Origin of the sequence: Micromonospora sp. NPDC005710 (assembly GCF_040630995.1) — a bacterium.
Classification (GTDB): Bacteria; Actinomycetota; Actinomycetes; order Mycobacteriales; family Micromonosporaceae; genus Micromonospora.
Map to the genome: position 1 here is coordinate 32,031 of NZ_JBEXYP010000029.1, position 23,406 is coordinate 55,436.

Consider the following 23,406-nt stretch of genomic DNA (forward strand, 5'->3'; position numbering starts at 1 on the left):
CCGCGAAAAGGTCCGCTGTGGACGGCCTCGCCAGGGCCCAGGACGGAAATTTCGGTTCGGTTTCTCGATGGGTCAAAAGGCTGACCGAGCCCGTTCCCGGGATCACTTCTTGTGTTGTTCTGTTGGCCGTGAGTAGATGTTCATCACGACGCGGGCTCGGGGCTACCGCGGCGTTTCCCCGCGCGACTAAGACACCGCGGGCCGTTCGGACGGGGTGAGGTGGATAAATGGTCAGCGTTGGCTCGGCCTCGGAACTGACTCGGAACACGAGGCGGCATCCGGAGGAAGTCACGGCGGAGACACAATCCGACGCGGTGACGGTGGTCCTGGCCGACGCTCAGCCGGTGGTGCGCAAGGGCCTGCACGCCCTGCTGTCGCCATCGGCTGAGGTCGCCGTGACAGGTGAGGCGGCGTCCGCGCGGGAGGCGATGGCGCTGGCCACCGCCACACGTCCCGACGTGCTCGTTCTCGACGTCGAGCTGCCAGGGTTCCAGGCGGGGGTGACGATCCAGGAGATCAACCGGGTGTCGCCCTCGACAGCGGTGTTGGTCTTCACCGCGGTCGAGGACGAACACGCGATCCTCGCGGCCATGTGGGCGGGCGCCCGGGGTTACGTGCTCAAGAGCTGCCCGGGCGACGGCATCGTCCGGACGATCCTGGGCCTCGCGACGGGTGAGGTCATCCTCGGCCCCCGGGTGGCCGACAAGCTCATCGGGCAACTGAGCCTGGAGCCCCGTAACCAGCAGCTCTTCCCGGAGCTGACAGCCCGTGAGCGGGAGGTGCTGGAATTGATTGCCTCGGGTATGCGCAACGTGGCGATCGCCGCGAAGCTGAATCTGTCCCCGAAAACGGTCAGCAATCATATTTCCACTATCTTCAGTAAATTGAACGTTTCTGACCGGTACGAGGCGATCGAGGTCGCTCGTCGGGCGCGGTTGGGGCGCCCCGGGCCGCCCGGCTTCCACGCACCACTGGTGCCCGGTGGCAGCGTTCTGCTGGCCGGCAGACGTGGTGTCGCGGCGCCGGGCGCGGCCGCGTACGCCGGCGCGCGGTCGGTGCGGGGGTGCGCGGGATGAGCCTGGACCTGGACGCGATCGCCAACCGACTGGAGCCACGGTTCGGCCGGGCCGCGCACCGCTGGGTGGGCACGCTGCGCCAGCGGCTCGACGACCTCGTCGAGCAGTGGGAGTTAACTCTCGGTGACCAGCTCAAGTCCGGCAACTCCTCGGTGGTGTTCCGGTGCGTGGGCCCGCTGGGCGACGCGGTGCTCAAGCTGTCCCCGGACAGCTACGCCGTGCGGGAGGAGGTGGACATGCTGCGCCAGTTCGCCTCCAGCGGGCGGGTGCCGGCGGTGCGGGAGTCGGCCAAGGGCGCGGTCCTGCTCGAGGCGATCCACCCCGGCACCCTCGTGGAGAAGATGCCGCAGCCGCCCTCACCGCGGGAGTACGCCGCCTTCCTCACCGATCTGCACGGCGCGGGCGACCCGGCTGCCGCTCCCCGTCAACTGGCGGACTGGATCGACGTGCTGTTCAACTCGGCGACGCGCCGGGGCGCCGACCTGAGCGGGTCCAAGCGGCTGCGCGACGACCTGTTCGCGGTGCCCACCGACACCGTGCTGCTGCACGGGGACCTGCACCTCGGCAACGTACTCAGCGGCGGAGGCAGGGGCCTGGTGGCGATCGACCCGATGGCGTGCGCCGGCGACCCCTGCTTCGACGCCGTGGACTACGTGCTGGAGGGTCTGGACCGCGCGGAGATGGTGCGCCGCCGCGACGAGCTGGCGAGCGCTGCCGGCATCGACGTGGGCCGGCTCGACGCCTGGTGCCGGGTGACTGCCCCGATCGGCGCCACGTACGTCAGCAATCCCGTGCACTCCGCCGAGTTGGCGGCCTTCGGGCGCGGCGAGTACTGAACGGCCGACCGCGGCCCCGGTCCGACGGCAACCCGCGTCGGGCCGGGGCCGCGCCATGCCCGGGGACCCGCGTCGACGTGTCGCCGACGCGACCGGGAGCTTTTCCTGGTGGGGCAGGAGTACGTGCTCTGCCGCGCGGGACGTGCCGGGCCGCACGATCGGTGCATGGTTCGTACCGGTCGTGCTTCCTTCGCCCAGGAACGCCTCTATTTCCTCGATCAGCTCCAGCCCGGAAACCCGGCGTACGTGGTGGCCTTCGCGGTGCACCTTCGCGGTGCGCTGCGACCCGAGGCCCTCTGCACGGCCCTGACCCGGGTGGTTGCCCGGCACGACGCGCTGCGCACCACGTTCGCGGTGGTCGACGGTGTCCTCACCCAGCGGGTGTCGTCGACGCCCGGTGTGGACGTCGACATCACCGCCGACGGGTGGGTCGATCGCGCCACCCAGGAGGCCCACCTGCGGACGCTCGTCGCCGAGCAGGCCCGGCAGCCCTTCGACCTCGCCGACGGCCCGGTGGTACGGGCCTTCCTGCGCTCCTGGGGCCCGGACGAGCACGGCCTCGCGGTGCTCGTGCACCACATCGCCTGCGACGGGTGGTCGGTGGGTCTGCTCCTGCGGGACCTGGCCGCCGAGTACGACGCCACTGTCGACGGCTCGGTGGCCGCCTACGACGAGCCGGCCGAGTCCTACCTGGCGTACGCCGAGCGGCAGCACGAGACGTGGCGGCGGGACAGCTCGGGCCTCGACTTCTGGCGTGCGGCGCTGGTCGACGTACCACAACTGGCGCTGCCCACCGACTTCCCCCGCCCGAGCGTGCTCGGCACCACCGGCGCGGTGCTGCGCCGCCCGGTCGAGCCGGAACTGGTGCGGCGGCTGGGGGAGTGGGGACGGGCGCGGGGCGTGACGCTGTTCGCGGTGACGCTCGCCGCGTACGCCTCGGTGCTGTCCCGGTACGCGCGTCAGGACGAGGTGGTGGTCGGCGTTCCGGTGGCGAACCGGATGGACGACGCCGAGGAGCGCCTGGTCGGTTGTCTGGTCAACACGCTGCCGATCCGGCTCGACGTGTCCGGCCGTCCGAGCTTCACCGAGCTGGTGGACCGGGCACGACGGACCAGCATGGCGGCCTTCGCCAACCAGGACGTGCCGTTCGAGCAGATCGTGCGGGCCACCGTGGGTGAGCGGCAGCTCAGCCACGCGCCACTGTTCCAGACCTCGCTCACGGTGCAGAACTTCCCGTTCGCGTTCCCCGAGTTCGCCGGGGTACGGCTGACCGAGGTCGACGTCGAGATCGACGTCACGAAGTTCGACCTGGGCCTGACCCTCGACGTCTCCACCGACGTGCCGTTCCTGCGGGCCGAGTACAGCACCGAGCTGTTCACGGCGGAGACCGTCGGCACGCTGCTCACGCACTACCTGACGTTCCTGTGGTCGATCGTCGACGAGGAGCAGCGGGAGCCGTCCATGGTGGACGAGGCCGAGTGGGCGCAGCTCACCGAGGGGGTGAACCCGCCGCTCGCGTCGGGGCCGGTCACGCACCCGTCGGTGCTGCGTCGCTTCGCCGACCACGTGGCGGCGACCCCGGACGCGGTGGCCGTACGCCACCGGGACGTCGAGATCACCTACGCCGAGCTGGACCGGTGGGCCGGGCGGATCGCGGCTGGCCTGGCCGACCGCGGTGTCCGCCCCGGTGTCCGGGTGGGGCTGCTGCTCGGGCGTTCACCGGCGGTCGTCGCGGCGATCCTGGGCGTGTGGAAGCTCGGAGGCGTCTACGTGCCGCTGGACCCGGACTACCCGCGCCAGCGCCTCGAACTGATCGCCGCGAACGCCGGGATGGCGGTGCTCGTGGTGGACCCGGAGACCGCAGAGGCGGCCGCGGCGCTCACCCGCGACAGCGGGATCCTCCTGGCCGACGCGCACACCCTCGACGGAATCTCCGTGATCGAGGAGACCTTCCCCGGGCCGGACGACCCGGCGTACGTCATCTACACCTCCGGTTCGACCGGCGTACCCAAGGGGGTCCTGGTCGGGCACGGCGGCCTGGCGGCGCTGAACAGCCCGACCCCGGCGGGCCTGGACGTCACGGCCGCCGACGTGTGGCTGGCGGCCAGCTCGTTCTCCTTCGACGCGTCGGTGTGGGAGATGTGGGGCGCGCTGACCACCGGCGCCCGGCTGGTCATCGCCGACCGGGCCGACCTGGTGGACCGGGAACGGCTGGCCCGGCTGGTGCGTCGCGAGGCCGTCACCGTGCTGTTCCAGACCCCGGGCGCGCTCTACCGGTTGCTGCCGCCGTACCTGCGGGCGCTCGAGGAGGCCGAGACCTCCCGCATCCGCTACGTCGTCCTCGGCGGCGAGGCCCTGAGCTGGTCGCGGCTTGCGTCGCTGATCGCGGACGCGCCGGGTCTGCGAACGGTGTTCGTCAACATGTACGGCATCACCGAGGGCACGATCCACGTCACGATCTTCCAGGCGTCGGCCGCCGACGTGCCCCGGGTCCCCGAGGGGGCCATCGGCGTGCCGTTGCCGTCGGCGCGCTGCTACGTCCTCGACGAGGAGCTGCGGCCGACCGGCCTCAACGTGCCCGGCGAGCTGTACTGCGGCGGCGCGCTCGTGGCGCACGGCTACCTGGACAACCCGGAGCTGACCGAGGCGCGGTTCCCGCCCGACCCGTACGGCGGCGGGGTCATGTACCGCACCGGCGACGTGGTGAAGTGGGGTCTCGACGGGAGCATGGTGTACCTCGGCCGCAACGACACGCAGGTGCAGTTGCGCGGATACCGCGTCGAGCTGGCCGAGGTGGAGGGCGCCCTGCTCACCCACCCCGCGGTGCGGTCGTGCGCCGTGGCCGCCGAGGACGACGAACTCGTCGCGTTCGTGGTCCACGGGATCGGCCCGGACGCCGAGCACGACCTGCGGGCGCACCTGCGCGAGACCCTGCCGGCGTACATGGTGCCGTCGCGGATCCTGACCGTGGCGACCATCCCGCTCACCGCGCACGGCAAGGTGGACCTTTCCCGCCTGCTGACCGACAGCCGCGCGGCACGGACGGCCACCGCGCCGTCGCGGCCACCGGCCGCGGTGGTCGGCACGGGGTTGGAGGAACGGATCCGGGCCTGCTGGGTCGAGGTGCTCCGGCGGCCCGACGTCGGGCTGCACGACAACTTCTTCGACCTGGGCGGCCACAGTTTCGCGCTGATCGCGCTCCAGCAGCGGATGTCCGAGGAGGGTCTGGACGTCTCGGTGACCGACCTCTTCCGCTGCGGCACGATCGCCGGCTGCGCGGCGGCGCTCCAGCACACCGCGCCCGTCGTCGCGGACCCTAACGCGGCGCAGCGCCGCCAGGGCCGCGCCCTGCTGGCCGACCGGCGGCGCGGCGTGGGAGCCGGCCGTGGCTGAGCTGGACGACAGCGCCGCGGTGGCGGTGGTCGGCATGGCCATCCGGGTCCCCGGTGCCGAGCGCGACCTGGACCGGTTCTGGCGACACGTCCACGACGGTGTCGACGCCGTCAGCGTCTTCACGCCCGAGCAGCTCCTCGGTTGGGGCGTACCCAAGGATCTGGTGGAACGGTCGGGCTTCGTGCCGGCCCGCGCGGTGCTCACCGACGCGGACCGCTTCGACCACCGGCTGTTCAGCTACTCACCGTCGGACAGCGCCCTGATGGACCCCCAGCAGCGGATCCTGCTGGAGTGCGCCTGGGCGGCTCTGGAGCACGCCGGCCAGCCGCCGGTCGCCCCCGACGGCAACCGGGTCGGGGTATACGTCGGCACCGGGCTCAACGTCTATCTGCTGGACAACGTGTGGCCCAACGAGCGCGCGGTCGAGGCGGCCGGTGGCCTGGGCGTGATCATCGGCAGCGACAAGGACTTCGCCGCCACCCGGATCGCCTACAAGCTGAACCTTCAGGGGCCGGCGCTGACAGTGCAGACCGCCTGCTCGACGTCGCTCGTCGCGGTGCACCAGGCGACGCAGGCGCTGCTCACCTACGACGCCGACGTGGCACTGGCCGGCGCGGCCACCGTCGCCCCGCCGACCCGGCGCGGACATCTGCACGAGCCCGGCGGCATCTTCTCCGCCGACGGTCGGTGCCGCGCCTTCGACGCCGCCGCCGACGGGACGGTGCCGGGCGACGGAGCGGGCGTGGTGGTGCTCAAGCGCCTCACCGACGCGCTGCGTGACGGCGACACCGTGCACGCGGTGATCCGTGGCTCCGCGGTCAACAACGACGGCGCCCGCAAGGCCGGCTTCACCGCGCCCGGCCCGACCGGTCAGGCCGCCGTCATCGCGGCGGCGTTGGAGGTGGCCGACGTCGACCCGGACACCGTGGGCCTGGTCGAGACTCATGGCACCGGCACCGCGCTCGGCGACCCGATCGAGGTGGCGGCGCTGCGGCAGGTGTTCGACTCCGCCCGGCCCGACCGGGCACCCTGCGCGCTGGGCGCCGTCAAGTCGGTCGTCGGACACCTGGACACCGCCGCCGGGGTGGTCGGCATGATCAAGACGGTCCTGGCCCTGACGCACCGGACGATTCCCCCGATCGCCCACCTCCGTACGCCCAACCCGGCGATCCGACTGGACGGCTCGGTGTTCGAGCTGCCGACGACCGCCCGACCCTGGGCGCCTGTCGACGGCGTACGCCGGGCCGGGGTGAGCGCCTTCGGCATCGGCGGCACCAACGCCCACGTGGTGCTGGAGGAGGCCCCGCCGATCCCGGCCCGACCCCGCCGGCACGTCCCGCAGCTCGTCCTGGTCTCTGCGAAGACCGCTGCGGTGGCGCAGGACAGCCTGGACCGGGTCACCGCGTTCGCGGCGGGAACCGCCCCCGGGGACCTGGCCGACCTCGCGTACACGCTGCGGACCGGCCGCGCCGAGCTGCCCTGGCGGGCCGCCGTCCTGACCGGCGTGACCGACGGGGTCGCCCGGCTAGGCACTGTCGACGCGGCGGCTCGGGCGCGCGGGGTGGCGCTGCACCTCACCGGGGCCGGTGCGGTGACCGGCAACCGACCCAACTACGACGCCGACCCGGTGTACCGGCGGACCATCGACGAGGGCGTCGCGCTGCTGCGTGGCCACGACCTGGACGATTCGGTCCGGGAACGCGGCGACCGCCTGCTGGCCTGCGTCGGCCTGACCCGGTCGCTGCGCAGCCGGGGCGTCACCCCCCGCGCCCTGGCCGGTGACGGCATCGGCGCGGTGGCCGCCGCCGTCGTGGCCGGGGTGATGTCGCTCGCGGACGCGCTGGCGCTGCTGCGCGACACCGACGATCCCGGGGTACGCCTGCACCCCGCCGCTCTGCCCCTGCTCATCGACGGGCGGGCCGACGACAGCGCCTTCTGGCGGGCTGCGGCCCTCCGCCCTCCGACGTCGACGCCGCCTCCCGACGTGCCCGAACCGGTGCTCTGGATCGAGGTCGGCACCACCGTCACCCCGCACCTGGACGCCGATCAGCCGGCACTTCCCGCCAACCGGCATGCCCGCCTGCTGGCGACCGTCGGAGCGCTGTGGCAGCTGGGTCTCACCGACGCCTGGGATCCCGTGCACGACACCGGCCGCCGCCGGCTGCCCGCCCCCACCTACCCGTTCGCGGCCACCCGGCACTACCTGGACGCACCCGGAGCCGACCCGACCACAGAGAGGCGACACTGATGCGCGACGTACAAGACCGGACCTGGGTGGCCGGGTTCGAAGAGCTGTGGATGGAGGTGCTCGGCGTCGACACTGTCGACGACGACGACGACTTCTTCGACCTCGGCGGCCACTCACTCAGCGCGCTGCGCCTGAGCACCCTGATCCGCCAGGAACTCAACCTCGCGGTCATGTTCGGCCACGTGCTGGAAAACCCCCGCCTCGCCGACCTGCGCACTGTCGCGAGCGAGGTGCCGCTGGAGCGGCCGGCGGCGGAGACCGCCTGATGGTCGCCCCCGACCTCGCCGCCTGGGCACCGCTCGCCGCACGGGTGCTCGGCGGCACCCCCGAACAGGTGAGCGCGGTGGCCACCACCGAGTCGTTCGTCGCCCTGGGCGGCACCTCGCTCCAGGCCATCGCCCTCGTCGCGCTGGGCCAACGCGAGCTGCGGGCGGACGTGGACAGCGCCCGCCTGCTGTCGGCGCTGCCACTGGCCCAGGCCCTCGCCGGCGCCGTGGACTTCGTCGACACCGCGCCACCCGTCGTCGCGCGGCAGCCGGCAGAGCGGGAACTGCTGCCGGGTCAGCGGTCCATGCTGGCCGCGCACCTGCTGGACCAGGACGCGCCGTACCACCTGATGTTCACTGTGGAGGCGGACGGGCCCCTCGACCCGGCCCGGGTCCGGTGGGCGCTGCGCGAGCTGGCCACCCGACACGAGGCGCTGCGGACCCGCTTCGTGCGCGACCCCCGCCAGGCCCGGATCGTGCTGCCCGCGCCCTACGAGCCGCGCCTCCTGCACCAGACGCTGCCCGACGACGACGCGGTACGCGCCGTGCACGACCTGTACGGCCCGGCCGCCGCGCGTCTGCTGCGTCCGTTCGCGCAGCCGCCGGTGGTGTTCGTACTGACCCGAACCGGGCGGCGCGATCTGCTCACGATGCTGGTGCACCACACGGTCAGTGACGGCTGGAGCGTCGGACTGTTCGCGCGGGAGTTCGCCGAGTTCTACGCCGGGGACGGCCCGGCCGAGGCGGCCCCGTCGCCGGACTGGGTCGGCACCCGGCTCGCCGCGCAGGAGTCGTCCGGCGCGCTGGAGGCCGCGCTGACCCGGGTGACCGCGCGCCTGGACGGGGCACCGTGGACGGTGACGCTCCCCACCGACCTGCCGCCGGTCGCCGAGGCCGACGGGCGGGGCGCCCGGCTGCCCTTCCACCTGGACGACACGGCGGCGGAGGCGACGACCGGGTTGGCCCGGGAGTGCGGGGTGACCGTCACGTCGGTGGCTCTGGCAGCCTGGGCGCTGACAGTGTCCCGCCGCGCCGGTCTGGACGACCTGGTGCTCGGGGTGCCGGCGGCGGGCCGGTTCGAGGCGGGCATGGACCGCCTGGTGGGCCTCTGCACCCGGGTCGTTCCGGTCCGCTGCGCGGCTACCGACGACAGCACCGTCCGGGAGTTCGTCCGCGGGATCGCCGACGCCCTGGCCGCGGCGGTCGCCGACGCCGACGTGCCGTTCGAGACTGTCGTCTCCGCGCTGGGCGCCGGCGCCGACCCGGGACGGAACCCGCTGGCCCAGCTCGGCTTCGCCGCCCACCACGAGCTGGTGCCCGACGAGCTGGTGGTGGGCGACCGTGCCTGGCGGGTGCACGAGGGCCACTGCGCCGGCGCGGTGTTCGACGCGCTGCTCTACCTCCAGTCGTGGTCGGGTCGTCCCCGGTTCGCACTGGAGTACGCGACAGCTCTGCTGACCGCCGCCGACGCCGGGGAACTGGTCGAGTCGTTCCAGGCGGCGGTGCGGGAGCTGACCGCCGACCCGGACGCGACGATGCGGGACCTCACCACGCTCTCGGCGGGTCAGCGCGCCCGGTTGCGCGAGCTGGGCGCGGGCGGGACGTACGACACCGCCGACGACGTGTGGCACCGGTTCGCGGCGTACGCGGAGTCGGCGGGCGAGCGGTCCGCGCTCGTCGACGCGCACACCGGGCTGACGCTCACCTACCGGGACCTGCACGACGCCGCGGTCGAGCAGTCCCGTCTCCTGCACGGGCACGGGGTGCGTGCCGGCGACGCGGTGCTCCTGGAGGTGCCCCGCTCGGCCGCCGAGGCGGTGGCGGTGCTGGGCGTGCTGCGACTCGGCGCGCACTACGTGGCAGTGGACCAGCACGCCACCGCCGAGTGGCGTACCCATCTCGCGGCGACCGTCGCGGCGCGGGCCCGCCTCGGTGTGGGTGAGCCCTGGCCGGGAGTCGTCGACTGCCCGCTCGTCGATCCGCGGACGCCCGTCGGGGCAGACCCGGTCGAGGCGGCGCCGAGCGACCCGGCGCGCACCGCGTACGTCTCCTTCACGTCCGGTTCGACGGGCGTGCCCAAGGGCGTCGTCGTGCCGCACCGGGCGGTGCTGCGACTGGCCGACGACCCGGGGATGTTCGCCGAGCGGCCGGGTATGCGGATGCTGCGGCTGTCCCCGCTGGCGTTCGACGCGTCCACCCTGGAGCTGCTGGTGCCCCTGGCCACCGGCGACACGGTGGTGGTCTTCCCGCCGGAGGACCCGACGCCGCGCGGGCTGGCCGACGTCCTGAGCACCGCCGGGGTCACCCACGCCTGGCTCACCTCGGGCGTGTTCCACCTGGTCGCCGACCACCGCCCGGACGCGTTCGCCGGGTTGCGGCAGCTGTTCACCGGCGGGGGAGTGGTGTCGCCGCCGCACGTGCGCCAGGTGTTGCGGGCCTGCCGGGGCCTGCGCCTGACCAACGGGTACGGCCCGACCGAGAACACCACCTTCACCACCACGTACTCCGTCGAGCACGCCGACGCGACGCCCGACCCGCTGCCGATCGGTGCTCCGGTGCACGGCACCGACCTGTCCGTCGTCGACGCGTCGGGTCGTCTCGTCCCACCGGGCGCCGTCGGCGAACTGCTGGCCGGCGGCACGGGTCTGGCCGACGGGTACCTGGGCGACCCGACGAGGACGGACGCCTCCTTCGTACGCCACGACGGGGAACGCCGTTACCGCACCGGGGACCTGGTGCGCTGGGGCACCGACGGCCAACTGCGCTTCCTGGGCCGCAACGACCGCCAGGTGAAGATCGCTGGACACCGGGTGGAGCCGGTCGACGTCGAGCGCCGGTTGCGGGCGCAGCCGGGCGTCCGCGACGCCGTGGTCTTCCCCACCGGTGACCCGGCGAGCGGGGTACGCCTCTGCGCGGCGCTCAAGCCCGACCCGGACGGCGTCGACGTGGCCGCCGTGCGCCGCGCGGTGGAGCCCGACCTGGCCCCGTACGCCCGGCCGCAGCAGTGGGTGACGGTGACCGAGTTCCCGCTGGACCGCAACGGCAAGGTCGATCTGCGGGCGCTGGGCGCACTGGCCCAACCGACAGTGCCGCCGGAGACCTCGGCCGCGCCGCCGCAGACCTCGGCCGCGTCGGCCCGGGTTCCCGCCCAGCGCTCGACGTCACTGGCCGAGTTCGAGGAACTGGTGACGGGCGCCTGGGTGGAGGCGCTGGGCACCGACGACTTCGACGTCGACGAGGCGTTCTTCGACGTCGGCGGTGAGTCGCTGCGCCTGGCGATCGTCCGCCGGCTGCTCCAGGAGCGGCTGGCCGGCCGGACCATCCCGCTCACCGACCTCTACCGCTTCCCGACCGTCCAGACACTGGCCCAGCATCTGCACGCGCAGACCGAGAGAGCAGGCGCACCCTCATGAACGACGACATCGCGATCGTCGGTTTGGCCGGTCGGTTCCCCGGCGCCGCCGACGTCTGGGAGTACTGGTCGAACCTGGTCGCCGGGAAGACCACTGTCAGTGCGCTGACCCGGGGCGAGCTGCTGGCCGCCGGGGTGCCCGCCGACCGGCTCGACGACCCGGCGTACGTGCCGGCGCGCGGCGTCCTGGCCGACCCCGACCTGTTCGACGCGGCCTTCTTCGGCATCACTCCGAGGGAGGCGGAGACGATGGACCCGCAGCACCGGCTGCTGATGCAGACGGCGTGGGCCGCGCTGGAGTCGGCGGGGCTCGCCACCGAACGGCCGTTCGGTCGGGTCGGCGTCTTCGCCGGGGCCGGGTTCAACTACTACGCGATGCACCACGTGTTCGCCCAGCCCGACGTCGTCGAGTCGCAGGGGCTGCTGTCGGTCGTGTTGGGCAACGAGAAGGACCACCTGGCCGCGAAGATCGCGTACCGGCTGGACCTGGGCGGGCCCGCCATCACCGTGCAGACCGCCTGCTCGACGTCGCTGGTGGCGGTGCACCTGGCCTGCCAGAGCCTGCGCGGCGGCGACTCGGACGTGGCGCTCGCCGGTGGCGCCTGCGTGGCGGTGCCGCAGCAGGCCGGGTACCTCTACGAGACGAAGGGCATCATGTCGCCGGACGGCACGTGCCGGCCCTTCGACTCCTCCGCCGACGGCACGGTGCCCGGCAACGGGGTCGCCCTGGTGGTGCTCAAACGCGTGGCGGACGCCCGCCGGGACGGGGACACCGTGTACGCGGTGATCAAGGGGTCGGCGGTGAACAACGACGGTGGGATGAAGGTCGGCTACACCGCGCCGGGCATCGCCGGGCAGATCGACGTGCTGACCCGCGCGTACGCCTCCGCCGCCGTCGACCCGGCGACAGTGGGCTACCTCGAGGCGCACGGCACTGCGACAGAGGTCGGCGACGCCATCGAGCTGGCCGCGCTGACCGAGGTGTTCCGTCGCGGCGAGCGACAGTGCTCGATCGGCTCGGTCAAGGCCAACGTCGGGCACCTCGACGCCGCCGCCGGTGTCGCCGGTCTCATCAAGGCGGCGCTGGCCCTGCACTTCCGGCAGATCCCGCCGCTCGCCGGCCTGAAGCAGGCCCGGCCCGAGCTGCTGGACGGGTCGACGCCGTTCACTGTGGACACCGTCGCCCGTCGGTGGGAAGCCGCCGATGGTCCGCGCCGCGCCGCGGTCAGCGCCTTCGGTCTGGGTGGCACCAACGCGCACGTGGTGCTGGAGGAAGCCGACGGCCCGATCCCGCCGGAGCCACCGGCCGCCGACGGTCCCGCCGAGCTGATCGTGCTGTCCGGGCGGACCCCGGAGGCGGTCCGCGAGGCCGCCGAGCAGGTGCACGAGTACGTGCGGCAGCGCCCCGACCTGTCCGTGCGGGACGTCGCGGTGACGGCGCAGAGGTACCGCCGGCACTTCCCACACCGGTTGGCGGTGGCCGCGCGGGACGTCCCCGCGGCGCTCGCCGGGCTGCGCCGGGCGCGGGTGCGCGCGGCGGCCCGCCGACCCCGGGTGGTCTTCCTGTTCCCCGGGCAGGGCGCCGAGTTTCCCGCCATGGCGCGGGGCCTCTACGACCACTACCCGTCGGTGCGGGCCGACCTCGACCACGGGGCGGAGCTGCTGGCCCCGATCCTCGGACTGGACCTGCGGGACGTCCTCGTCGACGAGGACCCGCACGGGGTCGTGCACCGCACGGACGTGACCCAGCCGGCCCTGGCCCTGTACGAGGTGGCGCTCGGCCGACTGCTGCTGTCGTGGGGGATCCGCCCGGCGGCGATGATCGGCCACTCGGTGGGTGAGTTCCCGGCCGCCGCCCTCGCCGGTGAGCTGGCCGACGACGACATGCTGCGCCTGGTCGCCGCCCGGGGCCGGCTCATGCAGGACGCCCCGGAGGGCCACCTGCTGGTCGTGCTGGCCGGGCCGCGCACGGTGGAGGAACACCTCGCGGGCCTGGACGACCTCGACATCGCCGCGCGCAACGCGCCGGAGGTCACCGTCGTGGCAGGGCCGCCGGCCCCGCTCGCCGCGTTCCGCGGACGCCTGGAGGCGGCCGGGGTGCCCTGTCGGGCGCTGCCCGCGCAGCGCGCCTTCCACACCCGGATGATGGCCGACGCGGCCCGGCTGCTCGGCGTCGAGGCCGACCGGGTGCCCCATCGACCCCGCACCCTCCCGGTCGTCAGCAGCGTCGACGGCACGCTGCTCGACACCGGCCAGGCGCGTGCCGAGGGCTACTGGGCGGCACAGTTGCGCAGCCCGGTGCGCTACCACGACGCCCTGCTGACCGCGTTGGAGTTACCCGACCCCGTGCTCGTCGAGGTCGGTCCCGGCACCGCGCTGACCGGCATGGCACGGCAGACGCCGCAGGGACGGGGGGTGCCCGGATTCGCCGTACAGCCGCGACCGACGCCGCGGGCCGACGCCGCCGACATCCTCGCCGGACTCGGTGGACTGTGGACGGCCGGGGTGACGGTGGACTGGGCGGCGGTGCGCGGCGACACCCCGGCACGGCGGGTGGCGCTGCCGACGTACCCGTTCGCCCGTACCCGGCACTGGCTCGAGGTGACACCGCCACCGGCCCCGGACACCGTCGAACCGTCGCCGCCTCCCGCGGCAACCGGGGAGAGCACGGTGGTGGGCGAGATCGTGGAGCTGTGGGGTCGGCTGCTCGGCTCACCCGACATCGGGCCGGACACCGACTTCTTCACCGTCGGCGGCGAGTCCCTGCTGTTCATCCGCATGGTCAACCAGGTGCAGCGCCGCTTCGCCGTCCGCATCCCGATGGAGAAACTGTCCGCGCGACCCACGCCGCGCGCCCTGGCCGAGCTGGTGACGGCATGACCGACCACACCGACCTGGCACACGCGGCGGCGGTGGCGGCCGTGCTCGCCCACCGCCTCTCCGGCGCGACGTCGGTGAGGGTGCGCGCCCCGCACGGCGACCACACGCTGCACGTGCACCCGGACCAGACAATGACCGAGGTACGCGCGCAGACGCGGACACCGTCATCCGAGCTGTCTCCGGTTGACGTGGTGCTGGTGACACCCGGCCCACCGGGCGAGGCGGCGGGAACGGTGGGCCCGGTGCCGGTCTGGCTCACCGGCGACCACTGTCATCCCGCCCACCTCCAGGAACGACTGGACACCCTGAGCGGATGGCTCACCGCCCATCCCGACCGCCCGGTGCGCGAGGCGGTGCTCGTCGGTCCCCGGGAGCGGGCTGCGCTGCTCGGCTTCAACCCCGCGCCGACCCCAGCCCCGCGGACACCCGTGCACGAGGCGATCTGCCGGCAGGCGGAGCGCACCCCGGACGCCGTCGCGCTGCGCGGCGGGGGACGTGACCGCAGGTACCGCGACCTGCTCGACGAGGCAGCGGCGCTGGCCGGGCGACTGCACGCCGAGGGCGTGGGCCCCGGCTCGGTCGTCGCCCTGTGCACCGAGCGGAGCCCGGAGATGATCGTCGCGGTGCTCGGTGTCCTGCTGGCCGGAGCGGCGTACCTGCCACTGGACCCGTCGCACCCGAGGGCCCGGCTGGACCTGATGCTCACCACCGCTGACGCCGCGCTGGCGCTCGCCGACGAGGAGGGACGGGCCGCGCTCGGCGCCGGCGGAGCCCCGGCCGTTGCGGTGCGACCACTGACCGGCGCCGACCTGCCCACCTCGCCCGTCGACTGGCGTGGCTACCGTGCGCCGGAGGAGGTGGTGGACGGTCTGTCGTACGTCATCTTCACCTCCGGGTCGACCGGGGTGCCGAAGGGTGTGCAGATGACCCATCTGTCGCTGGCCAACCGGCTGGCGTGGATGCAGGAGGAGTACCGCATCGGGCCCGGCGACGTGGTGCTGCAGAAGACGCCGTACACCTTCGACGTGTCGGTGTGGGAACTACTCTGGGCCTTCCTGGCCGGCGCGACGCTGGTCACTGCCGAGGCCCAGGCGCACCGCGACCCGCAGGAGATGGCCGCCGTCATCGCGCGCGAGGCGGTGACCACAGTGCACTTCGTGCCGTCGATGCTCGCCCTGTTCGTGGAGGAGCCCGGGGTCGCCGCGTGCGCAGCCCTACGCCGGGTGATCTGTAGCGGGGAGGCCCTGCCGCCGAAGCTCGTCAACAAGCTCACCGCCACCCTGCCGACGGTGCGGGTGGACAACCTGTACGGCCCCACCGAGGCCGCCATCGACGTCACCGCTTGGCCGTGCCGCCGACCCGAACCCGACCCCACCGTCCCGATCGGCAGGCCGATCACCAACGTCACGGCGTACGTGCTGGACGACGACGGTGCGCTGGCCCCGCTGGGCGTACCCGGGGAACTGGTGGTCGGCGGTGACTGCCTGGCCCGGGGGTACGCCGGACGGCCCGACCTGACCGCCGAGCGGTTCGGCACCGTGCACGTCGCCGGGCGTCCCCAGCGGGTGTACCGCACCGGTGACCTGGCCTGGTGGTCACCGCAGGGTTACCTGAACTACGGCGGGCGCATCGACACGCAGGTGAAGATCCGTGGGCAGCGGGTGGAACTCGGCGAGATCGAGTCCGTGCTGAACAGTCACCCGCTCGTCGCGAACAGCGTGGTGCTGCTCCGCGACGACCTGGGTGCGGCCCCGACCCTGGTGGCGTACGTGGTGACCGAGCGGCACGCCGACGCCGGCGACGTCAGTGAGGCGGCGCTGCGGGCGTTCCTGGCCGAGCAGCTTCCCGACCACATGGTGCCGCTGCGCCACGTGGTGCTGCCCGAGTTGCCCGCCACCGCCAACGGCAAGGTCGACCGCAGGGCCCTGCCCGCCCCGCCGGCCCGGGTCCGCCGGCCGGTACGGGTCGGGTCAGCCTCGGCGTAGCCAGTGCCCGTGGTACCGGACGGTGTCGTGGCGCCACTCGTCGAGCGACAGCGCGGAGATCGTGGTGTCGGCGCGGCCGGATCAGATACCCGACGGGTGGTGCGCTGACGGGTTCGCGGCGCCCGCGCCGACCGTGATGTCAACTGCGCCGTTGGTTGTCCACGCTGTGGCGGCACTCGCAACGTAGGTAGCGGTCCGAGGAGATATGGGCAGCGGCTACCGATGTCGTCGCAGTCGGTGGAGGCAAGGGTGGGCGCATGGCCTTTTCGCCGTCGTTCGCCCTCACTCGTGCCGAGGACCAGCTCGTGTTGCAGGTGTCGGTCAGCAACCTGCAGCCGCAGCTGCGCCCCGGCCCACCGACCGGTTACGACCTCAAGCTGGTCGCCGGCGCTGCCCAGGGGCACCTGTGGGTGCGCTTCCCCCCGCAGCAACTCCTGGAGAACGCCGCCCGGGGCGCCAGCCCGCGACAGGTGCAGACCAAGCCGATCTTCACGCCACCCAGCGACGTGGTGCTCGTGGTGCGCCCGTCGGACGGTCCGATCGACCTGTCCGTCGCCGGTATTCTGGCCGCGATCTCCCGGCTGGAGATCGTCCCCGGTGAACAGGGCGGCGCGGTCGACCCGCTCGACGCCCGGCCACCCCGGCCGGCCACTTCGGCCTATCACCTGGTCGCGGCCACGATGGCCGGGCACGTCGGCCGGCCGGCAGACCCGGCCGCGGCAGAGGACCGGCGCCAGGACCGGGCGGCGCGCCTGGCCGCCGTCAGCCCACCACGATCCAGTGGTACGTCCAGCTCCCGCGCCGTCGACGCCGCGCTGGTGGCCGCCCCGCCGCAGGGCTTTCCGCAGGGGTCGCAGTTTCGCCTTCCCTATCTGCTCAACCTTCAGTCTCCCGGTGGTCACGTCCGGCTGCGGCACGCCGCAGCGGCCCGGGTGAACGCCGGCCGCACCGCCCTGTGGAGCACCCGGCTGGAGGTCACCTCGGTGGACTTCTCGGCCAGCGCCGAACTGCCACTGGCAGCGCGCTTCACCCACACCCCGCAGGGCGGTGCACCGCTGCCGGGGTGGGCCGACGACGTCAACGACGCACGGCTCAAGAACACCCTCAGGGCCGACCTGTGCGTCGAGGTCTCCGAGCAGTCGCGCACCATCGCGCCGGCCACCGTGCGGCGGCTCGCACTGAGCAGCCTCGGCGGCTGGCTCAGTGTGCGTGGTGACTGGCCCGACCCGCCGCCGGGCTCCACGCCCGAGCAGATCGCCGCCACCGTCGCGCAGTGGCACCACGACACGTCGATGGGCCGCGACCAGGCTCAACGGATCGTGGTGGTGGGCCGGCTCTACCCGTTCGGCCACCGGGCGATCTTCACCGAGGAAACGGTTCGGCGCTTCGAGAGCGGCAGCACCCGGGTCGCCGCGTTGCGCACCGCGGCGACCATCCTGGTCACCGATCCGCAGATGCCGTTCGTGCCGCCCGCCACGTCGGTGGCCGACGCGGGCGGCGACGCCCATCGGCGCTGGCCGTTCACCCGCGTCGATGTCGTCACCACTGTGACCCCGCCGCTGGAGGCTGTCCAGCCGACCGGTGGGATGACCGGCTCGCGGGTCCTGCTGCTGGATGCCGCCACACCATTCGCCTATCAGCTGGTCGGCTACGACCATGAGGGCAGCCCGGTGCCGTTCGCGCTGCCGCTGCTCTTCGTGCCCGGCACCGCCTCCGATGCGCACGCCCAGGCGTTGTGGGACACCCTCGGCGGCGGCGCACAGGTGCCCGAGAACGTCTTCCGGACCATTGAAGCCGGCGGGCAGCCGATCGCGGTCGCCCCGATGCCGGAGCCCGCAGCGGCGGAGAGCCGGTCGGCGGCCGACCTGGAGGTGCCGACCCCGGAGCAGGCCACGACGGTGCTCACCCGCACTGTCGACCTGGCACTGGATGCCGCCACCGGGTTGCCGGTCGCCCAACGGATCCTCGGGCGCATCGCCGCGCTGGACCGGTACGCGCCGGGGGCGAAGGAGGCGGTGCTGCAGTACGCCGCGCCGTACACGAAGGCATACTTCGACGGGGCGAACGCCCAGGGACAGGTCTTCCTGAAGCTGATCGACGGGTCGCCGGCGGTCGGCCTGGCGCAGCAGGCCACCGGCGGGCTGGCCGCCCTCACCCTGGGCACCTCGGCGATCTCCCGGCAGTTCGGGGCGCTGGCGGGTGCGGACCTGCCCACGCTGGCGGCGGGGGCGGTGGACCTGTCGTTCCTCAAGGACGCCGACAAGCTGCTGGGTCTGGCCAGGATCAAGGATCTGCTGCCCACCGACGAGGGCATCGTCCGGGAGCTGGGCAAGGCCTACAAGATGGTCAGCGACCTGGTCTACGGCGTCGCCTCGCAGGTGTTGACCTGGGACACCAAGCTCTTCGGCGACAAGCCGCAGGCCCGCTTCCACCAGGGCTTCGTGGTGTTGCGGCCGTTGCGGAAGAACCCCGGTGACGCCAACAAGGCCAACCTGAGGATCACCCAGACCACCGAGGTGGACACCATCCGGCTGGAGACCCGGTCCACCAGCGAGTGCCTGGTCGAGCAGGTGGAGTTGCAGATCCACTCCACCACGACGCCGGCCTTCGACACCGTGCCGCTGCTCAGCGTGCCGATCAGGAGCATCCGGTTCACCAGCAGGGACGCCGGCAAACCCGACGTCGACATCAAGCTGGGCGCGCTGCGCTACGGCCAGGTGCTCGCCTTCATCGCCACCCTGGCCGAGTTGGTCGACCAGGAGGGCTTCTCCGACCCGCCGGCGTTGACAGTGACCCCGACCGGGGTGCGTTCCGGCTTCAGCTTCCCGGTGCCGTCGCTGGCGATCGGCGTCTTCGCGCTGGAGAACATCGTCATCTCCGCCGGCGCCGAACTGAACTTCACCGGCGACCCGTACCCGCTCTCCTTCGATCTTGCCTTTTCCACGCCGGACAACCCGTTCCGGCTGACCATCGCCGCGCTCGGCGGGGGTGGGCACCTCGCCATCGGCGTGGCCACCACCGGTCTGATCAAGCTGGTTGGTGCCCTGGAGTTCGGCGCCTCGCTCTCGGTGGACCTGTTCGTGGCGCGCGGGTCGGTGGAGGCGATGGGCGGTGTGTTCTTCGACATCGACGCCAGCAAGGACATCGCCCGGATCGGCGGCTACTTCCGCATCCGCGGGGAGGTCGAGGTCCTGAGCATCATCAGCGTCTCGATCACCCTGACGCTCACCCTCGACTACGACCTCAACTCCAACGAGCTGTTCGGCTACGCCGAGATCGCCGTGGAGATCAAGGTGCTGTTCTTCAGTGAGTCGGTGGTGGTGCCCATGGAGCGCCGCTTCGCCGGCCCCAGTGCCGATCCGACCTTCGCCCAGCTGATGGCGCCGACCGGGCGGCCCGGCCCGCGCCCGTGGGACACCTACTGCGCCGCGTTCGCACAGGAGTAGACGATGACGTACAGCGTGCTCTGGACCGTTCTGCCGGCCGGCTTCGCCGACGGCAAGGCGCAGCTCAGCCTGGTCGCCGCCCCGCGAGGCCAGGGCATCACCACGATCGGCGGTACGCCGCTGGCGGACTGGCCGGCGGTGGTCAACGCCCTCGGGCCACTCTTCCTGGCCGACACCGGTGGCGGTGAGCCGCAGCCGTTGACCCGGCGCAGTGCCCCGGCCTCGTCGCCGCTGTGGACGGCGCTCTTCGGCCCGGCCACCAAGGTGCTCACCAAGGCTGGTGGACGCCGTGCGTTGGGAGCCGCCCGACCGGGGCCGGCCTTCGCCGCCACCGCGACGGCCCTGGAGCAGATGTACGGCAGCGTCAACGGCACCAACCCCACCGGCTCGCTGGGTGCCGACCATGTCGTGCGGCGGGCGATTGCCGCGCTTGCCACTGTGGACAGTGACCCCCGGGTGGCTCGGGCGCTGGGCCTCCCGCCCGGAAGCGCATTGCTCGCTCCGGCGGCAACGTCGAACGCGACGCTGGCCACCGCGATCCAGCGGCTGCGCCAGGAGGGCCACGAGGATCTCGCGATGGCGCTGCCGATCGCCGCCTACGCCCGGTGGCTGCGCCGCGCAGGCGGCCCCCGCCGGGCACCCGGCCCGGGTGGGCGGGCTGCCGGTGGGCCACTGACCGGGGTCAACTCGGTCGCTCAGGCCGACTTTCACCAGGTCTGCACCCTGCTGATGGCGCACCCCGCGCTCTCCGTACCGCTGGGTCTGCGCGTTGATCTCGAGATGGCGGCGTTCGACGGCGTGCGCACCGTCCGGGTGGTGGACGCGGCCGGTCAGCCGCTGAACGGCCCGGTGCCCCGCTCCCAGCCGTTCAGCGCGGTGGTCAGCGACCTGCCCGCGCGCCGGTTCACCATGGCCACCGAGCCGGACGCCCGCGCCGAGATCGTCGGCGGGCTGCTCAACCTGCGCAACCCGGCCACCACCTACGTGCTGACCAGTGTGGACGTGGCCAGCCTGAGCGGTCAGCTGGCGGCGGCGTCGACCGCGTCGGCGCGCTCCGGTGAGGCGCTGCCGGCCCGGCTGCCGGTGCGACGTGACGTCGGTCTGACCCTCGGCCAGCAGGCCCGCGCCGAGACGGTGGTCAGCCACGCCACCACCCGTACCGACGCGATCGCCTCGGCTGGCGTGCAGGCCCCGGCGGTGCTGTTCGCCGACGACGTGACCAACGGCTACCGGGTGGACGTGGCCACCGACGGCGGGCCGTTCCGGTCGCTGATGCGCCGCCGGGTGCGCTACACGGTGGGTGAGGTGACCATCGACGCCGACGACGAGGGCCGCACCGAAGCGGTGGTCGCCGCCCAGCAGGACGACGAGTTCGGTGTCGCCCGGCTCATCGTCGGCGAGGAGATCGCCGGGTGGGACGGTTGGGGCCTGTCGGTCGGCAAGCCGGGGCCGAAGGTGGGCGGTGACGGCCGCAACAGCCCCGAGGTGGAGGAGATCGACAGCGTCCTCGCGCCCGGCTACCCGCTGCGCGCGGAGATCACCGCCGCGCCGGGCACACTGCCACGGCTGCGTTACGGACGCAGTTATCAGCTCCGGGCCCGGGCGGTGGACATCGCCGGCACCGCGATCGATCCGGACGTCTGCGATCCCACCCAGGTGCTGCCCGCGGTCCGCTACCTGCGCCACGAGGCCGCCGGCTCGCCCACCCTGGTGCCGACCAGGCGCTTCACCGAGGGCGAGTCCCTGCTCCGGCTGGTAGTGCGCAGCGACGGCCAGGGCACCCCGCTGGGCACCTGTGAGCGGCACGTCGCCGCACCGGACAGTCCGCAGATGCTGGCCGAGCGGCACGCCATGTTCGACGCGGCCTTCGGGCCGCAGGCCACCCCGGCGGCCCGTGAGCAGATGTTCGCCGTCGCTCGCCTGGAGGAGGGCTCGTTCCTTGACCCGATGGTGCCCGGCCCGAACGGTGCGATGGTGCCCCAACCGGGCCTGCAGGTGGTCACCAGCGACCCGACCGGGCAGGTCAAGGGCACCCTGCCGGTGCCGCGTGGTCGGGCACTGCCCAACGGCGCCTACGTGGTGATAGACGCGCCGGCCGCCCTGTTGCCCTACCTGCCGGACCCGGCCGTCGCGGGCGTGGCCATCGGTGGCGTGCCGGGTGCGTCGCCAGTGGTGAGCATGGGGTACGGGGGCAGCTGGCCGGATCTGCCACCGGCAAAGCTGGTGGTCCGCCCGATGGCGGCCGGCCCCAGCGTGGTGCAGGTCTCGGTGAAGAAGTCCGGTGGCCGGTCGGTGATGACCGTCGAGGTTCCCCCCGGCGTGGAGCAGACCTTCGAGCTTTCCAGCACGCTGCACCCCGACCGTCTGGATCACCTCGCCGTCGGCGCAGCCGACCCCCAGGACGCCCTCGACGGTCAGGTTCTGGGCCTGTCCTCCCGGCAACCGGTCACAGTGGTGCACGCGGTGCAGAAGCCGTTGGTGGCTCCGGCCCTGCTCGGGCTGCCGACGGTCACCGCGACCGGCCCGACCGGGCAGGTCACCGTCACCGCCCAGGTGCAGGCGCACCGGCCGACCACCGGACGGGTGCACCTGGCAGCGTCCTGGCTCGAAGCGGTGGACGTCGGCACCGGCACCGTCGACCCGCAGTCACGCACCGCCACGCTCGCCCCGACCGACCTGGAGCGCGCCGGTGGGCCGGCGGTGCTGACCGCGTCGCAGTTCTTCGGCGACACCAAACATCGGGCGGTCACCTACCGACCAGTCGGGTCCACCCGGTTCCGGGAGTACTTCCCTCCGGTGCCGGACGGTGATCAGAGTCAACTGCGCGAGGGCACCCCGATGCTGGTGCACGTGCCCAACCGGGCTGTGCCGCCACCACCCGACGTGCACTCGGTGGTGCCGTCGTTCCGCTTCACCAGGGGCATGGAGTTCGGCGAGTGGACCAGCACCCGGGAGACGATGGGTGTGCGGGTGTGGCTCAACCGCCGATGGAACCGCACCGGTGAGGGCGAATTGCTCGGTGTGGTGCTCTTCGCCAGCCCTGCCGACGGTGACGTCGAGGAGGGCCGGGCGCTGTCCGGCCTGGTGACCCGTTGGGGCAGCGACCCGATCGAGGAGATCGGCCTCGGCGACCAGCAGCACTTCGTCGCCGACGACTTCGACACACCGGGTCAGGTCACCTCCACCGTCACGCTGCTGGACCCGGCCGCAAACGGCCGGCAGGTCACCGTGATCGGGCACCCGGTGCACTTCGACGCCGAGCGTGACCTGTGGTTCGCCGACATCGACGTGGACGTCGACCTCGCGGTGTGGCCGTTTCTGCGGCTGGGGTTGGTGCGTTTCCAGCCGCACTCGCTGCCCGGCTGCGCGGTTTCTCGGGTGGTCACCACCGATCTGGTCCAGTTGCCCCCGCACCGGCAGATCAAGGTGAAGAAGTTCGGGTCCACTGGAGTGCGGGTCAACGTCTTCGGCAAGCCCGCCGCCGCCAGCGAGTTCACCATGCGTCACGAGCGCCGGATGCCCGACCCGTTCCTGGTCAGCTCCGACATCGGCTCGGACATCGGCGTCCGGGCGCAGGAGGGCACCACCGGCGCGCCCGGTGACGGCTGGCGGGTCACCGCCCTGCCCGCACCGGCCGGTGGCATTGCCGCGATGCGCCTGGAGTGGGTGGCCGGCGGGGCGCCACCGGATCAGCTCATGCGCGAGCTGCGCGCCGGTCGGGTCGTGGTGCAGGAGCGCCAGCGCGGCTGGGCGGTCACCGGTCCGGGCGAAGCCCTGCGGACGGTGTACACCGAGGTCTTCGACCGCGCGGTGGTCGACCCCAACCCGCCGGCCCCCACCACTGCCGCGACCGACGGGAGTTGA

Annotated in this window: 10 protein-coding genes; all 10 read left to right on the forward strand. The window is 73.1% G+C overall.

Translation table 11 applies throughout. The features are described 5' to 3' along the window. Positions 1-314 precede the first annotated feature (314 nt). The 10 genes from ABZ406_RS28090 to ABZ406_RS28135 all read left to right on the forward strand — a co-directional run bounded on the left by ABZ406_RS28090 (position 315) and on the right by ABZ406_RS28135 (position 23,406). On the forward strand, positions 315-1,076 hold the full coding sequence (locus ABZ406_RS28090) for a response regulator transcription factor (RefSeq protein WP_357767851.1): 762 nt from the start codon (positions 315-317) through the stop codon (positions 1,074-1,076). Beyond that, entirely contained in the window at positions 1,073-1,912 is an 840-nt protein-coding gene (locus ABZ406_RS28095; RefSeq protein WP_357767853.1) for an aminoglycoside phosphotransferase family protein, read from the forward strand. The genes ABZ406_RS28090 and ABZ406_RS28095 overlap by 4 nt, the downstream gene beginning before the upstream one ends. Before the next feature lie 165 nt (positions 1,913-2,077). Continuing rightward, a complete protein-coding gene (locus ABZ406_RS28100; RefSeq protein WP_357767857.1) occupies positions 2,078-5,305 on the forward strand; it encodes an amino acid adenylation domain-containing protein in 3,228 nt (1,075 codons plus the stop codon). Continuing rightward, entirely contained in the window at positions 5,298-7,553 is a 2,256-nt protein-coding gene (locus ABZ406_RS28105) for a beta-ketoacyl synthase N-terminal-like domain-containing protein (protein WP_357767860.1), read from the forward strand. Before ABZ406_RS28100 ends, ABZ406_RS28105 begins: the two co-directional genes overlap by 8 nt. Continuing rightward, positions 7,553-7,819 carry a phosphopantetheine-binding protein gene (locus ABZ406_RS28110; protein ID WP_357767862.1) on the forward strand — a complete coding sequence of 89 codons (267 nt, stop codon included), beginning with the start codon at positions 7,553-7,555 and terminating at the stop codon, positions 7,817-7,819. Before ABZ406_RS28105 ends, ABZ406_RS28110 begins: the two co-directional genes overlap by 1 nt. Continuing rightward, the gene (locus tag ABZ406_RS28115; RefSeq protein WP_357767865.1) at positions 7,819-11,232 is read left to right on the forward strand and encodes an amino acid adenylation domain-containing protein; all 3,414 of its coding nucleotides are present in this window, start codon (positions 7,819-7,821) and stop codon (positions 11,230-11,232) included. The genes ABZ406_RS28110 and ABZ406_RS28115 overlap by 1 nt, the downstream gene beginning before the upstream one ends. Next, on the forward strand, positions 11,229-14,111 hold the full coding sequence (locus tag ABZ406_RS28120; RefSeq protein ID WP_357767868.1) for a type I polyketide synthase: 2,883 nt from the start codon (positions 11,229-11,231) through the stop codon (positions 14,109-14,111). Before ABZ406_RS28115 ends, ABZ406_RS28120 begins: the two co-directional genes overlap by 4 nt. After that, positions 14,108-16,096 carry an amino acid adenylation domain-containing protein gene (locus tag ABZ406_RS28125; protein ID WP_357767871.1) on the forward strand — a complete coding sequence of 663 codons (1,989 nt, stop codon included), beginning with the start codon at positions 14,108-14,110 and terminating at the stop codon, positions 16,094-16,096. Before ABZ406_RS28120 ends, ABZ406_RS28125 begins: the two co-directional genes overlap by 4 nt. Positions 16,097-16,353: 257 nt before the next feature. After that, positions 16,354-19,542, forward strand: a complete 3,189-nt coding sequence (locus ABZ406_RS28130) for a hypothetical protein (protein WP_357767873.1) — start codon at positions 16,354-16,356, stop codon at positions 19,540-19,542. A gap of 3 nt (positions 19,543-19,545) precedes the next feature. Continuing rightward, positions 19,546-23,406 carry a hypothetical protein gene (locus ABZ406_RS28135; protein WP_357767876.1) on the forward strand — a complete coding sequence of 1,287 codons (3,861 nt, stop codon included), beginning with the start codon at positions 19,546-19,548 and terminating at the stop codon, positions 23,404-23,406.

Bases quoted from the DNA above. Each gene is read 5' to 3' on its own strand.
- ABZ406_RS28095 (WP_357767853.1), top strand. From the start codon at position 1,073: ATGAGCCTGGACCTGGACGCGATCGCCAACCGACTGGAGCCACGGTTC.
- ABZ406_RS28100 (WP_357767857.1), top strand. From the start codon at position 2,078: ATGGTTCGTACCGGTCGTGCTTCCTTCGCCCAGGAACGCCTCTATTTC.
- ABZ406_RS28135 (WP_357767876.1), top strand. From the start codon at position 19,546: ATGACGTACAGCGTGCTCTGGACCGTTCTGCCGGCCGGCTTCGCCGAC.
- ABZ406_RS28125 (WP_357767871.1), top strand. From the start codon at position 14,108: ATGACCGACCACACCGACCTGGCACACGCGGCGGCGGTGGCGGCCGTG.
- ABZ406_RS28130 (WP_357767873.1), top strand. From the start codon at position 16,354: ATGGCCTTTTCGCCGTCGTTCGCCCTCACTCGTGCCGAGGACCAGCTC.
- ABZ406_RS28115 (WP_357767865.1), top strand. From the start codon at position 7,819: ATGGTCGCCCCCGACCTCGCCGCCTGGGCACCGCTCGCCGCACGGGTG.
- ABZ406_RS28120 (WP_357767868.1), top strand. From the start codon at position 11,229: ATGAACGACGACATCGCGATCGTCGGTTTGGCCGGTCGGTTCCCCGGC.
- ABZ406_RS28110 (WP_357767862.1), top strand. From the start codon at position 7,553: ATGCGCGACGTACAAGACCGGACCTGGGTGGCCGGGTTCGAAGAGCTG.